The organism is Mesorhizobium sp. WSM4815, assembly GCF_055811575.1.
Window position 1 is genome coordinate 17,708 of record NZ_JBVVQS010000102.1, and the last position, 12,895, is coordinate 30,602.

Annotated in this window: 13 protein-coding genes; 6 read left to right on the top strand and 7 right to left on the bottom strand. The window is 62.8% G+C overall.

Going from position 1 to position 12,895, the window contains the following annotated elements; all coding sequences use genetic code 11:
* The first annotated feature begins 56 nt into the window (after nt 1–56).
* The 3 genes from AC0L2B_RS28825 (at nt 57) to AC0L2B_RS28835 (ending at nt 3,365) form a co-directional block, all read left to right on the top strand.
* Nucleotides 57–254, top strand: a complete 198-nt coding sequence (locus tag AC0L2B_RS28825) for a hypothetical protein (RefSeq protein ID WP_473747782.1) — start codon at nt 57–59, stop codon at nt 252–254.
* A gap of 410 nt (nt 255–664) precedes the next feature.
* Nucleotides 665–1,570 carry an FHA domain-containing protein gene (locus AC0L2B_RS28830; protein WP_473747783.1) on the top strand — a complete coding sequence of 302 codons (906 nt, stop codon included), beginning with the start codon at nt 665–667 and terminating at the stop codon, nt 1,568–1,570.
* Nucleotides 1,571–1,595: 25 nt separating this feature from the next.
* A complete protein-coding gene (locus AC0L2B_RS28835) occupies nt 1,596–3,365 on the top strand; it encodes a caspase family protein (RefSeq protein ID WP_473747784.1) in 1,770 nt (589 codons plus the stop codon).
* A gap of 115 nt (nt 3,366–3,480) precedes the next feature.
* On the opposite strand, the gene AC0L2B_RS28840 is transcribed toward AC0L2B_RS28835, so the two are convergent.
* From AC0L2B_RS28840 to rph, 5 genes are all read right to left on the bottom strand, one after another.
* On the bottom strand, nt 3,481–4,821 hold the full coding sequence (locus AC0L2B_RS28840; RefSeq protein WP_473748254.1) for a caspase family protein: 1,341 nt from the start codon (nt 4,819–4,821) through the stop codon (nt 3,481–3,483).
* A gap of 201 nt (nt 4,822–5,022) precedes the next feature.
* Nucleotides 5,023–6,186: a radical SAM family heme chaperone HemW gene (gene hemW / locus AC0L2B_RS28845; protein WP_473511679.1), complete on the bottom strand. Its 1,164-nt coding sequence runs from the start codon at nt 6,184–6,186 to the stop codon at nt 5,023–5,025.
* Nucleotides 6,183–6,845, bottom strand: coding sequence for an RdgB/HAM1 family non-canonical purine NTP pyrophosphatase (rdgB, locus tag AC0L2B_RS28850; RefSeq protein WP_473747785.1), 663 nt, complete (start codon nt 6,843–6,845; stop codon nt 6,183–6,185). The genes hemW and rdgB overlap by 4 nt, the downstream gene beginning before the upstream one ends.
* Nucleotides 6,845–7,255, bottom strand: coding sequence for a VOC family protein (locus AC0L2B_RS28855; RefSeq protein ID WP_236393132.1), 411 nt, complete (start codon nt 7,253–7,255; stop codon nt 6,845–6,847). The genes rdgB and AC0L2B_RS28855 overlap by 1 nt, the downstream gene beginning before the upstream one ends.
* 7 nt (nt 7,256–7,262) lie before the next feature.
* On the bottom strand, nt 7,263–7,979 hold the full coding sequence (gene rph, locus AC0L2B_RS28860; protein ID WP_023803674.1) for a ribonuclease PH: 717 nt from the start codon (nt 7,977–7,979) through the stop codon (nt 7,263–7,265).
* Nucleotides 7,980–8,114: 135 nt separating this feature from the next.
* On the opposite strand from rph, the gene hrcA reads away from it, so the two are divergent.
* The 3 genes from hrcA to cysK all read left to right on the top strand — a co-directional run bounded on the left by hrcA (nt 8,115) and on the right by cysK (nt 10,816).
* Nucleotides 8,115–9,230, top strand: a complete 1,116-nt coding sequence (gene hrcA, locus AC0L2B_RS28865; protein ID WP_027155899.1) for a heat-inducible transcriptional repressor HrcA — start codon at nt 8,115–8,117, stop codon at nt 9,228–9,230.
* Between the two features lie 81 nt (nt 9,231–9,311).
* Nucleotides 9,312–9,509: a hypothetical protein gene (locus AC0L2B_RS28870; protein WP_023803672.1), complete on the top strand. Its 198-nt coding sequence runs from the start codon at nt 9,312–9,314 to the stop codon at nt 9,507–9,509.
* 326 nt (nt 9,510–9,835) lie between these two features.
* Complete coding sequence (gene cysK / locus AC0L2B_RS28875; RefSeq protein WP_091591986.1) at nt 9,836–10,816, top strand: cysteine synthase A; 981 nt, start codon at nt 9,836–9,838, stop codon at nt 10,814–10,816.
* A gap of 265 nt (nt 10,817–11,081) precedes the next feature.
* Here the strand turns inward: cysK and AC0L2B_RS28880 are convergent, their stop codons facing one another.
* Both AC0L2B_RS28880 and AC0L2B_RS28885 read right to left on the bottom strand, forming a co-directional pair.
* Entirely contained in the window at nt 11,082–12,332 is a 1,251-nt protein-coding gene (locus AC0L2B_RS28880; RefSeq protein ID WP_473747786.1) for an RNA polymerase sigma factor, read from the bottom strand.
* Nucleotides 12,332–12,685: a YciI family protein gene (locus AC0L2B_RS28885; protein WP_027155901.1), complete on the bottom strand. Its 354-nt coding sequence runs from the start codon at nt 12,683–12,685 to the stop codon at nt 12,332–12,334. Before AC0L2B_RS28885 ends, AC0L2B_RS28880 begins: the two co-directional genes overlap by 1 nt.
* Nucleotides 12,686–12,895 lie beyond the last annotated feature (210 nt).

Here is a 12,895-nt window from a genome sequence, read left to right on the forward strand (position 1 = left end):
CACTGCGGAACGAAACCGTGCCCGGCGGATTTATGCCTGATCTCGGGAGGAGCAGGATGGACAGCCTCAAGATACAGGACGTTTTCGAACCCTACTATGCAGGCCGTAAGCGCTTTGCCGTGCGAAAGGACAAGGGCCAGCCTGCCAAAGCTGGCGCTGGCCTGGCTAAAAAGCCGCGAAAGCGTCGTCCGTCAAAGGCAACCAAGCTCGAGATCGAGCCCTTGACCGGCACCGGCAGCACGATGGAGCACTGACCAGACGATGCCCAATCGCTTCGACATTTTCATCACCCGCCTTGAAACCAAAAGCTCCCGCAATGGAGCGCCCCCACATCCGACAAGCGATCGATACCGCGCCCGCCGCGACAAGGGTGAGGCCAAGCCGGCTCGCGACGGTGAGGCGGACGCCGAGAAAGGCCACGCCAGGCGCCGCCCCAAGCACGACGCCTGACTACCGCGATCTTCGCGATTGGCCGAGACACTTCCCTCTAAAGCGCGGGGGAAACGCTCGGCCACATCATTCAACCCGGATAGTTCGAGACCCGCGCTTCCAGCAAACGCTTCCAGACTGGGTTCATGACTCGTCGTCTGGAATGTCGCCAGCCTCTGTTCATAACGTGCTAATATTGAACCTGCGTGCGCACTTGAGCGTACGGGAGAGGATCATGTCGGCAACTTTAACCGCACTGAGCAGCAGTGAGGCCTATAGGCTGGGAGATTTCAACCTGATTGGCCGTGGCGAACATGCCACCATACGCCTGGAGGACGGGGAAGTTTCGCGCCAGCATGCAACGATCCGGCGCGACGGCGCGAACTACTGGGTTGTTGATGTCGGTAGCGCCAATGGCAGTTATGTGAATGACGTGGCGCTCACAACCGCGCGTGTGCTGCACACCGGCGATCGCGTCCAGTTCGGCAGATCGATTTTTCTTTTCGACCAGGGCACGACTGCCCCCGATCCAGACTCGCAAGTGGCGAACACAAAAACGCAATGGGGCAACCCGGCAGCCCCCAAGAGCCGGCCGGCCACCCTGTTCGTTGCTGATTTGAAGGAGTTTACCGCAATTAGCGCAAGGCTGTCCCCGGAACAGGTGGCGGCCCTCCTGGCCGAGTGGTACTTGGACTGCAATATGATCTTGAAGCACTACGGCGCCTCGATCGACAAATTCATCGGTGATTGTGTATTCGCTTATTGGCACGGGACCGCAGCGGATGCCTGTGTCTCTGCGGTTCAGGCTGCCCAGGCGCTCCGCGCTGCGGAAGACGCGGCTACGTCGCCAACCCGAGTACTGGTCCGGGAACAACAAGACATCGTACTCGACTGCCGCATTGGCCTTCATGTGGGTGAAGTTGCTATCGGCGCTATGGGCAAAGGCATCAACACCGCGCTGGGCGATGCCGTGAATTTGGCCTTTCGTATTGAGGGATTGACGCGAAAACTGGACAAGCCACTGTTGGTCAGCGCCCAATTCGTCGAGCACTGGCCTGAAGGCAGACAATATTTCAAGTCCTGCGGCCATCACGAGGTCAAAGGGCGCGCCGAGATGATCGAGGTATTCAGCCTAGAATAGTCGCGCCAGCATAGGAGAGGCAGCCATGGGGCTCAGAAATCTTCAGGCATTTCTATTCTTTTTGCTTCTGATCGTGCTGGGCTTTTCAGCGCCGCTACGCGCTGCGGAAGGTAAGCGCCTTGCGTTGGTAGTCGGGAATTCTGCCTACACGGCGACAACGCCGTTGGCGAACGCCGCCGCCGACGCCCGTGCCTTTACAGCGTTCCTGAAGGAAAACGGCTTCGAGGTAGACAGTCTGATCAATGTCGACCGGGCCGGTTTCGCGAGAGGACTCTCTACTTTTTCAAAGAAGATCGGGCCAGCCGACACCGCCTTGTTCTACTTCGCTGGCCACGGGATGCAGCTGAAAGGCGAAAATTTTCTGCTCGGGCTCGATGCCGAGCTGCTGTCGGAGTTTGATGTCGACGCCGAAGCCATCGCGCTGAATTCCATTATAGGCACTATGGAGCGGAAAGCCTCGCTGTCGCTTCTTTTCGTCGATGCCTGTCGCAATAATCCGATCGCCGACCGGCTGAATGCAAGCGTCGAAGGCGTCACCCGCGGCGCTGCGTTGAAGGGGCTGGCGCCTGTGGGTTCCACCGGCTCGGGAACGATGATCGCCTTCTCCGCTTCGCCTGGCCAGGTCGCCTACGATGGAGTCGGTGAGAACTCGCCTTTCACGACGGCCTTAGTTGAACATCTGTCCAGCCCTTCGCTAGAGGTAGGTACGGCTTTCAAGCGTGTGATCCGCGATGTCCGCATAAAGACGAACAACCTCCAATCGCCGCAGATTGTCTCGAACATTGCCGCTGAATTTTACTTCAACGCCAGCGCGCCGGCGACCGCTGTCGCCGCATCCGATTTTCTCGCCCAGATAGATTTCGAAAAGGCCGAGCGCATTGCCACTGCACGCGGCTGGCAGCTTTACTTGGCCAAGCACCAATCCGGCTCTTTCTCCGACAGCGCTCGCGCTGCGCTGCGTCTGCTCGAAGGTGGCGGCGATGGCCTCGTGTCGCCGCAGGAAGCTGAACGCCGTATGAAGCTGACGCAGTCTCAACGCAAGGAAATCCAGCTGACGCTTTCCGACCTCGGATATGACATAGGTGCGGCGGACGGCAATCTCGGTCAAAAGACTCGCAGGGCGATCTCTCGATACCAGAAGGCGCTGGGGCTCACCGAGACTGGATACATCAATAGCGTCGTCGCCAACGGGCTGGAGCTGGTTGGCGTCACGAGCACGGATTCCGTCGTATCTGCCGACGAGGCGCGGCTCTTCGACCCCGAGGATTTGAAAGGGCTCGAAACCGATGAGCGCACTATTCGCGCCGCGCAGTGCCTCAGGGGCAAAGAAATCATCTACGGCGAGTTTGGGAGCCGCCTCTATGTGGCGGTTTACGATCGCCACTCGTCTTGGCAGACCGCCAAATCTGCTGCCCAGCGGTGTGAAGCGCATCTGGCGGCGATCTCGTCAAAGGCGGAGAACGACTTTATTTACGGGCTGTTCGAGACTGATGAACGGATGTTCGAAACTGGCTTCGACGGAAGAGTGTCCTACAAGATGGGTCCGTGGATCGGCCTTGAGCAGGATCCGGGGGGGCGCGAGCCTCGTGGCGGCTGGCGATGGCTGACCGGCGAGGCAATGACTTACAACAATTGGCTTCGCAACCACCCCAACGAGCACAAGCAGGGTGATGATTTTGCGATGTTTTATGCTCATTTGGACGGCAACCGCGACACGGCCGATCTCAAGGCGAGCACGTGGGACGACATGGGTCCGCAAAACAGCTCGCACGGCTACATTATCGAGTTTCAATAGGACGAGGTGGAAGATGGGATCGCCAGCATGCCTCTCGGCTGCCGCTTACCGGTTCTCGCCGGCTTCAACACACGCCCCGTGGCCGTGATCGATCGGCAGCCTCTGCCGAGGCACGTCACTCGCAGATTGTAAGTCGATCGCGGCAGAAGCCGCTGCCCCGGCGAGCCCCGGCGGCCCGCGCTCTGCCCCTGCATTCATCGTGGGTTTCTGCCCTGCAAACGCGAGCAGGCCAGCTCGCGCTCGGAGCAGCGGCGGCACGCTTCTGTTCCGTTGGCGATCGTGGCCGGGTGTTCGGGTTATTCGCATGGGGGGGTTTTTCTATCGAATTCGGCCGGGCAACGACCGGACACACGCGAGCTGTGCTCCCTTCCAGTTTCCTCAAAGCAATTTCTGTCGGTTTCGCCATGTCGATCTCAGCGCCGGAGTAGCGACCGAAACGGCGCAACGCCTCCTGGGTTCTTCCACCCCAGATGCCGTCTGGGTTTCCCGGATTACACCCAACGCGGCCAAGCTCGCGCTGTATCCGCTTCGCCAGTTCGTTCGGGGCATCTTCCTGGTTGGCGTCCGATTGATGATCTGCATTCTCCAACTGTTGAATCTGGAGTCTGGCGAGAGGCACAAACAGGCCGTCCGGGTACAGTCGAAGATAATCCTTTAACGCTCCGCTGCTTTTGGAGCCGCGGATTGAGGTCCACAACTCGATTTCCGTCAGGCTCGCATCTCGGCTGCTGTCCGCTGGCGAGACTGTCGTTGCGCCACGAGGAGGGGCAATGAAAATTTCCCTGCCAGGCAGCGATCCATACGTGAATGGTTCCTGCTTGCCGCCTGTCGCGGCCAGAACAGTGTCGCGAACCTTGCGGAACACGAATTGGATGTGTACCCCGGGTTCACCCAGATGCGCCAACAGCCCTGCAGTGTAGGGACTGTTCCGTCCCGCTCCATCGAATGCAGTTGTACCTTCCTTCGCAGCGTACCCGACCAAGGTTCCGGCTGCCGGCTCAATCGCAGCCAGGCCTCTGCCAATGGAACGCGTTGCATTTGATCTTCGCATGGCCGCGATAAAGGGGTTGTCCCGGCAAGCATCAAGTAGAATCACTCGCACGCCGGAGACACGGGACAACGCGTTCATCACCAAATCGAGCGGGATTGCCTCAAACTCCACGTCGGAATCAGCGCTCAGGCTGACATCTGTAGGAACCAGAAAATTTCTATTCTCAACCTCAACCCCGTGTCCGGCGAAGAAGATTATTGCGAAATCAGCACCTTCCGCCTCGCGACCGAACTCCTGCAGAGCTTTCCTGAACGCGGTATGGTCCAAGTCCATCTTGCGAGATACTTTGAACCCTACCATTGAGAGCAAGGTCGCCATGTCAGCAGCGTCATTGTTCGGATTGGGAAGTCTAGCCACCCGCTGATAGTTCGAATTGCCGATCACCAGCGCAACGCGTTTTTTCAGCCCACGCCACCTCCAGCCCGCCGATCAGGGCAATGACAGCAAGCGCGATGTTGAAGAGGCGCATTTTAGCCCCGTGCTCTGCTTCAACCGCATATTAGCGGCACCCGACAGAAGCTTGACCAGTCAGGCCCACGCTTGCAAGTAAATATCGGTCGCGGATTGCAGGCTGGCCCGGCGCTGAGATATTCCTTCGTGGACATATTACCGCGCCAGATCGGCCACTACGGCGTCCAGCACGATCATGCCGGCCGGCGTGGCGCGCAGGCGGGCATTGCCGATCGGCGCCACCAGCCCCTCGCCCTGCAGCATCGACAGCCGCGCCGTCGACAGGCCACGGCCGGAATACGCTTCGTAGCGCGAGAGGTCGATTCCCTCGGCCAGCCTCAGCCCCATCAACAGGAACTCGTCGGCCTCTTCCGAGCGCGTCAGGATCTCGCCGCCGGTGACGCCATGGCCCTTGGCCTCGACCAGATTGGCCCAGGTTTCCGGCATTCGTTCCGCGATCGTCACCACGCGGCGGCCGTTCTCGACGAAGCGGCCATGCGCGCCGGGACCGACGCCGACATATTCGCCATAGCGCCAATAGGTGAGATTGTGCCGGCTTTCGGCGCCTGGTCTGGCGTGGTTCGAAATCTCATAGGCCGGCAGCCCATGCGCGGCGGTGATCTCCTGCGTCAGCGCATAGAGATCGGCGGCATGGTCATTGTCGGGAATAGCGAATTTCCTGGCCGCATGCAGCGCGTGGAACGGCGTGCCTTCCTCGATGGTCAACTGGTAGAGCGACAAATGGTCGGCGGCATGGCCGATCGCCTGCTCGAGCTCCGCCTGCCACGCTTCCGGTGTCTGGCCGGGCCGTGCGTAGATCAGATCGAACGACAGCCGCGGGAAAATCTCACGCGCCAGGCCAATCGCATGCAGCGCTTCATCGACATTGTGCAGCCGGCCGAGAAAGCGCAGATCCTTGTCGTTCAGCGCCTGCACGCCGAGCGACACCCGGTTGACGCCTGCCTCCCGATAGCCGCGAAAGCGCTCGGCCTCGACCGAAGACGGGTTGGCTTCCAGCGTCACCTCGATGCCGGCAGGCACCGTCCAGTTCTTCGCCACCGCGTCCAGCACCGTCGCGACGGTTTGCGGCTTCATCAGTGATGGCGTGCCGCCGCCGAGAAAAATGCTGGTCACCTCGCGCGGTCCGGTGCGGTTGCGCATCGTCGCAAGCTCGGTCTCGAAGGCGCGCGCGAAACGCTCCTGGTCGACCGGCTGGTGGCGGACATGGCTGTTGAAGTCGCAATAGGGGCACTTGGCCGCGCAGAACGGCCAGTGCACGTAGACGCCGAAACCGGGGCTGCGGTCGAGCAGCATGGTCATTTCACCGCCGATCGCGCCAAATCCAGTCTGGCCTGCGCGAATTTCTGGAAGGCGCGAGCCCGATGCGACAATGCCGTCGGCTGGCCGGGCTTCCAGCCATGTTTCTCCTCTGCGGTCATCTCGCCAAAGGTCTTTTCGAAACCGTCCGGCACGAACACCGGGTCGTAGCCGAAGCCGAGTTCGCCGCGCGGCGGCCATACCAGCGTGCCCTCGACTTCGCCACGGAAATATTCGGCCGCGCCGTCGGGAAAGGCCAGGCAGATGACGGCGACGAAACGGCCCTTGCGCTGCGCAGGCGCAACCGCGCCGATTTCCTGCAACGCCACTTCGGCTCGCTGCATCGCCATGCCGAAGTCGCGGCTCCCGTCGGGCGCCTCGGCCCAGTTGGCGGTGTAGACGCCGGGCGCTCCGCCCAGCGCATCGACACACAGGCCGGAATCGTCCGACAATGCCGGCAGGCCTGTCGCCTTGGCGGCGGCAAAGGCCTTGATATAGGCGTTCTCCTCGAAGGTGGTGCCGGTCTCGTCCGGCTCCGGCAGGCCATATTCCTTGGCCGACTTCGCTTCTATGCCGAACGGCGCCATCAGATCGGCGAATTCGCGCAATTTGCCGGCATTGTGGCTGGCGACAACGATCTCATGTCCATCAAGCGAATGCATCAGATGCCCCAGATTCTTGGTTCGGCGAATTCGATCGAATTGCCGGAGGGGTCGCGAATATAGATCGAGCGGCCACCCTGCGGCCATTCGAACTCGCTCTCGATGGCGATTTTCTTGCGCTCAAGATGCGCTCTCCAGCGCACGATCTCGTCCGCGCTCGCCGCAAAGCAGAGATGGCCGTCGCCGACCGTGCCGTGCGGCGGCACTTTCAGCTTGGCATCGGGCGCCGGCGGGACCTTGGTCGCCTCGGCGTTGAAGATGAGCAGCACGCCGTCGCCGCAACGGAAGAACAGGTGCCTGCCTTCGACCTTGCCCAGCAGATCGAGCCCGAGCACATCGGTGTAGAATTTTTCCGCAGCATCGAGGTCGGTGACGTACAGCGCTGATTCGAGGATGGCGGAAGGAGTCATGACAGGGTTAAGCTACAGCCATCTGCTGCAGGCTGACCAGTCGCGCAATACCTTTCTTGGCCAATTCCATCAGCGCCGCAAATTGCTCTTCCGAGAAAGGCTCGCCCTCGGCCGTGCCTTGTATCTCGACAATGCCGCCTTTGCCGGTCATGACGAAATTGGCGTCGGTGCCGGCCGATGAATCCTCGAGATAGTCGAGGTCGATGACCGGCTGGCCGTCGTGGATGCCGCAGGAGATAGCCGCGACATGGTCCTTCAGCACCTTGGCGACGCTGGCCATCTGCCGGGCTTCCATCCAGCGCAGGCAGTCGTAAAGCGCCACCCAGCCGCCGGTGATCGAGGCGGTGCGCGTGCCGCCATCGGCCTGGATCACGTCGCAGTCGACGGTGATCTGCTGCTCACCCAGCGCCTGCAGATCGACCACTGCGCGCAGCGAACGGCCGATCAGCCTCTGGATTTCCAGCGTGCGGCCGCCTTGCTTGCCAGCCGAAGCCTCGCGGCGCATGCGCTCGCCGGTCGAGCGCGGCAGCATGCCGTATTCCGCCGTCACCCAGCCCTTGCCGGAATTGCGCATCCAGCCCGGCACCTTTTCTTCGAGGCTGGCGGTGCAAAGCACGTGGGTGTCGCCGAACTTCACCAGGCACGAGCCTTCCGCGTGCTTGGAGACGCCGCGCTCAAAGGAGATGGCGCGCATTTCGTCGAACTGGCGTTTGGAAGGGCGCATTCAGGCTTCTTTCTTGTCGTTTTAGGAGTCGTGGCCGGCTTGTAGCCGCACGCGACGAGAGGCGCAAAGGAAAATGGACCAGTTGCGCGGGCGCGGCCGATGTCTATATCCTTGGGCCGGAGGTATTTGGCTCGAATGACCAAGGCAGTCGATCCCGGTTCCCAGTCGGCGGCAGCGCTCCAATCCCCCGCGCTTCAATCGCCCGCCCTTCAATCGCTCGACATGCGCTCGCGCGACATCTTTCGGCGCATTGTCGATTCCTATCTGAAGGACGGCGAGCCGGTCGGCTCGCGCAGCCTGTCGCGTATCCTGCCGTCTTCGCTGTCGCCGGCCACCATCCGCAATGTGATGAGCGATCTCGAGCATCTCGGCCTGATCTACGCGCCGCATATCTCAGCCGGCCGATTGCCGACCCAGGCCGGCCTGCGCTTCTTCGTCGATGCCTTCATGGAGCTTGGTGATCTCTCCGACGAGGAGCGCCGCACCATCGAGGCGCAGGTACGCGCCTCCGGCTCTGGTGCGACGCTGGAGCACATGCTCACCGAGGCGAGCCAGATGTTGTCCGGCATGTCGCGCGGCGCCGGCCTCGTGCTTGCCGCCAAGAACGAGGTGGCGCTCAAGCATATCGAATTCATCCAGCTCGAGCCGAACAAGGCGCTGGCCGTGCTGGTGTCGCAGAACGGCGACGTCGAAAACCGCGTCGTCGACCTGCCCGCCGGCATCACTGTCTCGCAACTGCACGAAGCCTCGAATTTCCTCAACGCCCATATCCGCGGTCGCACGCTGGCCGAGGCGCGGGTCGAGATCGCCCGCATCAAGGAAGAAACCAGGGCCGCCCTCGACACGCTGTCGCAGGATTTGGTCGAGAAGGGCCTTGCTGTCTGGGCAGGCGCCGAGAGCGGCTTGCCGGCGCGTCTCATCGTGCGCGGTCGCGCCAATCTGCTGGAAAATGTCACCGCCCAGGCCGACATCGAGCTGCTGCGGCATTTGTTCGAGGATCTGGAGACGCAGGACGGGCTGATCCAGCTTCTCGACCTCGCCGAGGAAGGCTCCGGCGTGCGCATCTTCATCGGCTCGGAGAACAAGCTGTTTTCGCTGTCGGGCTCGTCGCTGGTCGTGGCGCCCTATCGCGACAAGGACGCCCGCGTCATCGGCGCGCTCGGCGTCATCGGCCCGACCCGGCTGAACTACGCACGCATCGTGCCGATGGTCGACTATACCGCGCAGCTTATTTCCCGCATGCTGCGATAATGCATGTCGCCCAAAAAACCGAAGCGCGTCGCACGGATCCTTCCAACGCGACACGCTTAAGGGAACCTCAAGGAGAAAAAAATGGCGCTGGAATCATTCAAGGCTCAGATCAGCCTGTTGCTCGAGCAGATGATCAACCAGCCCGAGGATCAGCATGAAGTGCAGGAGCAGTTGCGCGAAAAGCTGGGGGAGATGCGCGCCATGGGCCTGCCGCTGCCGGCCGATCTCGTCGCGCTGGAAAAGCGCCTCGACGACGATTTCTACGCCGCCGGGAACTGAGCCCGAAAGGTGCAAGGACGGCTAGCCGACCGGCGAGCATGAGGATCTCGTGACCGGCTTCGTCGTCTCCGGCGACGCGGTCTGGGGCCGACTGGCAAGTGTTGCGGTGCCCGGAGGACGGCGCTGGCCATCGCGGAGGACGGCGGCGGTTGCATCTGGCCGTCACCTGCGGGCGAGGATGTATTCAGCATGCGACCCGTCGGATATTTTCAAACGGCAGACTAGCTTGCGCGGCCGAAGGCTTTATCCTGCCTGGTCGAGACTTAGTTGCCTGACTCACTTGATTGCCTGACCCTTGCCCATCTGACCTCTTGGGAGCGAAACCAATGAACAAGCCCGCCACCACCGTGCCTGTGCCCGGCCGCGGCCGCATCTACAATTCGATCACCGAGACGATCGGCGACACGCCGCTGGTGCGGCTCGACAAGTTCGCCGGGGAAAAGGGCGTCGTCGCCAATCTGCTGGCCAAGCTCGAATTCTTCAACCCGATCGGCTCGGTCAAGGATCGCATCGGTGTCTCGATGATCGAGGCGCTGGAGGCATCGGGCAGGATTGCGCCCGGCAGGACCACGCTGATCGAGCCAACCTCGGGCAACACCGGCATCGCGCTCGCCTTCGCCGCCGCCGCCAAGGGCTACAAGCTGATCCTGACCATGCCGGAAACCATGTCGGTCGAACGCCGCAAGATGCTGGCGCTGCTCGGCGCCGAACTGGTGCTGACCGAAGGGCCGAAAGGCATGAAAGGCGCCATCGCCAAGGCCGACGAACTGGCCGCGACGCTGCCCGACGCCATCATTCCGCAGCAGTTCGAGAATCCCGCCAATCCGGAAATTCACCGCCGCACCACGGCCGAGGAAATCTGGAACGACACTCGAGGCGAAGTCGACATCTTCGTCGCCGGCATCGGCACCGGCGGCACCATCACCGGCGTCGGCCAGGTGCTGAAGCAGCGCAAGCCCTCCGTGCATGTCGTCGCCGTCGAGCCGGAAGCCTCGCCGGTGCTGTCGGGCGGCCAGCCCGGCCCGCACAAGATCCAGGGCATCGGCGCCGGCTTCGCGCCGAAGATCCTCGACACGACCATCTATGACGAGATCGTCAAGGTCTCCAACGAGGATTCGGTCGCCAATGCGCGGCTCGTCGCCCGCCTCGAAGGCGTGCCGGTCGGCATCTCGTCGGGCGCTGCCCTGCAGGCGGCGATCGTCGTCGGCTCGCGGCCGGAGAACGAGGGCAAGAACCTGGTGGTCGTTATTCCATCCTTCGCCGAACGCTATCTGTCGACGATCCTGTTCGAAGGGCTGGGGGCTTAGGGCATATTTGTGCCGGCCTGCGGTTGCGGTTTCCTGCGCTTCCGTAGCGCCCGCTAATTGTCGAAGCCGGCGCCGCCCCTCACCTGCCTGCCGGCGTCCTCTCCCCGTAAACGGGGCGAGGGGGCGCTCTCATTGACGGGTTCGCCAAACGCCAGCGTTGCAGAAAAAAGTGCTGACACCGCGACCAGGGCAATGAGGGGCGGCGCCAGCGCTCGGCCTTAGATCCCAAACATCGGATCATGTCTGACCCGGCCTTTCCCGGGCCTCATTCTTCGGCTGCGAGCCCAGCCCGTCGTGCCTGCAGGAACCGGCGCACGGCCGGGTCGCGTTCGAGGCCGATCGCCCTGTTATAGGCCTCGGTAGCCTCCCGAGTTTTGCCGAGCCTGGCCAGAAGGCCCGCGCGGGCGGCCCAATAAGGCTGATAATCATGCAGCCGTTTGTCGCCGCCAAGCTCATCAAGTGCACTCAATCCCGCCGCGGCGCCGTCGGCCTCGGCAATGGCCACCGCGCGGTTGATCGAGACCACCGGCGAGGCGGCAATCACCGACAGCGCGTCGTAGAGATGTCTGATCGCGACCCAGTCGGTCCGCCCGGTCAGCCGCCTGGTCGTATGGGCGGATTGCACGGCCGCCTCAAGCTGGTAGCGGCCGACGACGCCCTTGGTCGCGGCGCGCCTGAGTAGTGTCTCAGCTTCGTCGATCAAGGCTCCGTCCCACAACGCAAGCTCCTGCTCGGCCAGTGGCACATAGTCCCCGGCGGCGTTGCGCCGCGCCGCACGGCGTGCCTCGGCAAACAGCATCAGCGCCAGCAGGCCGAGCGCTTCCGGCTCGTCCGGCATCAGCGACGCCACCAGCCGGCCGAGCCAGATGCCTTCGGTCGCGAGATTGCGGCGCCGGGTTTCGGTGCCGGCCGGGTCGGACCAGCCTTCGGCGAACCCAGCGTAGATCGCTTCCAGCACCGCATCCAGCCGCTCGCCAAGCTCCGCCCGCTCCGGCACGCGGAAGGGAATGCCGGTCTCGCGGATGCGGCTTTTGGCGCGCACCAGGCGCTGGCCCATCGTTGCCGGCGACATCAGGAAGGCCGAGGCGATCGTCGCTGCGTCCAAGCCCAGAGTGGCCTGCAGGATCAGCGGCGCGCGCACGCCAGCCTCGATCGCCGGATGGGCACAGGCAAACATCAGCCGCAGCCGCTCATCGGGCAGGTCTTCATCGACCATGCGGGCCTCCATCTCCTCGGCGATCAGCCTGAGATGGTCGCGGCTCGCCTCGCTGGTCAGCCGCCGCCGGATCGCGTCGACGCGGCGTCTGCACGCCACCGCCAGCAGCCAGGCTTCCGGCTTCTGTGGCACGCCGGTTTGCGGCCAGCGCTCCAGCGCCGCCGCAAAGGCGTCGGCCAGCGCGTCCTCGGCGCCGGCCACGTCGCGCGTGCGGGCGGCGAGGAAGGCGATGAGCTTGCCGTAGCTTTGCCGGGCGGCCGCTTCCGCCGCCGCCCGGGCGACCTCAAGGTCGTTCGTCATTACATGGTTTGTTCCCAGATCGGCCGCACCTCGACTGTGCCGGTGCTGGCAGCTGGACATCGCGCCGCCCAGGCAATAGCCGCGTCGGCGTCCTCCGCCTCGATCATGTAGAAACCGGCGAGCTGCTCCTTGGTATCGGCATAGGGACCGTCGAGCACATTGGTCTTGCCGTTGGCCATCCGCACCGAGGTCGCGGCTTGGGTCGGCTTCAGCCGGTCACCGGCCAACCAGGAGCCGGACTTCTTCAACGCCTCGGTATAGGCGCCATAGGCTGCGCTGATCTCGTAGGTCTTCTCCGTCGGCGCGGCCGCCATCGCGGCTTCGTTCACGTAGATCAAAAGCATGTATCGCATGGTCTTCTCCATTTTCGAAGGCCGCATCGTTGCGAGCCGAACGTATGTCGCGCGGCCACGCGCGATTTCGACAGGCTCTGCGAAAATCTTTCGGCTCCGATCGCACATCGCGCAAGCGGCCATGCGTTGCGGCATCACCCAGCCGTTCGTCTAATGGATATTATTGCGGGTTGGCATTTCCCGCCCGCTGTCTAAACTCGCCTCGGGTCG

What these genes read in the sequence shown, in the direction of transcription:
- AC0L2B_RS28835 (WP_473747784.1), top strand. Translation starts at nt 1,596, where the DNA reads ATGGGGCTCAGAAATCTTCAGGCATTTCTATTCTTTTTGCTTCTGATC.
- cysK (WP_091591986.1), top strand. Translation starts at nt 9,836, where the DNA reads ATGAACAAGCCCGCCACCACCGTGCCTGTGCCCGGCCGCGGCCGCATC.
- AC0L2B_RS28855 (WP_236393132.1), bottom strand. Translation starts at nt 7,255, where the DNA reads ATGACTCCTTCCGCCATCCTCGAATCAGCGCTGTACGTCACCGACCTC.
- hrcA (WP_027155899.1), top strand. Translation starts at nt 8,115, where the DNA reads ATGACCAAGGCAGTCGATCCCGGTTCCCAGTCGGCGGCAGCGCTCCAA.
- hemW (WP_473511679.1), bottom strand. Translation starts at nt 6,186, where the DNA reads ATGACCATGCTGCTCGACCGCAGCCCCGGTTTCGGCGTCTACGTGCAC.
- AC0L2B_RS28830 (WP_473747783.1), top strand. Translation starts at nt 665, where the DNA reads ATGTCGGCAACTTTAACCGCACTGAGCAGCAGTGAGGCCTATAGGCTG.
- AC0L2B_RS28825 (WP_473747782.1), top strand. Translation starts at nt 57, where the DNA reads ATGGACAGCCTCAAGATACAGGACGTTTTCGAACCCTACTATGCAGGC.
- AC0L2B_RS28870 (WP_023803672.1), top strand. Translation starts at nt 9,312, where the DNA reads ATGGCGCTGGAATCATTCAAGGCTCAGATCAGCCTGTTGCTCGAGCAG.
- rdgB (WP_473747785.1), bottom strand. Translation starts at nt 6,845, where the DNA reads ATGCATTCGCTTGATGGACATGAGATCGTTGTCGCCAGCCACAATGCC.
- rph (WP_023803674.1), bottom strand. Translation starts at nt 7,979, where the DNA reads ATGCGCCCTTCCAAACGCCAGTTCGACGAAATGCGCGCCATCTCCTTT.
- AC0L2B_RS28885 (WP_027155901.1), bottom strand. Translation starts at nt 12,685, where the DNA reads ATGCGATACATGCTTTTGATCTACGTGAACGAAGCCGCGATGGCGGCC.
- AC0L2B_RS28880 (WP_473747786.1), bottom strand. Translation starts at nt 12,332, where the DNA reads ATGACGAACGACCTTGAGGTCGCCCGGGCGGCGGCGGAAGCGGCCGCC.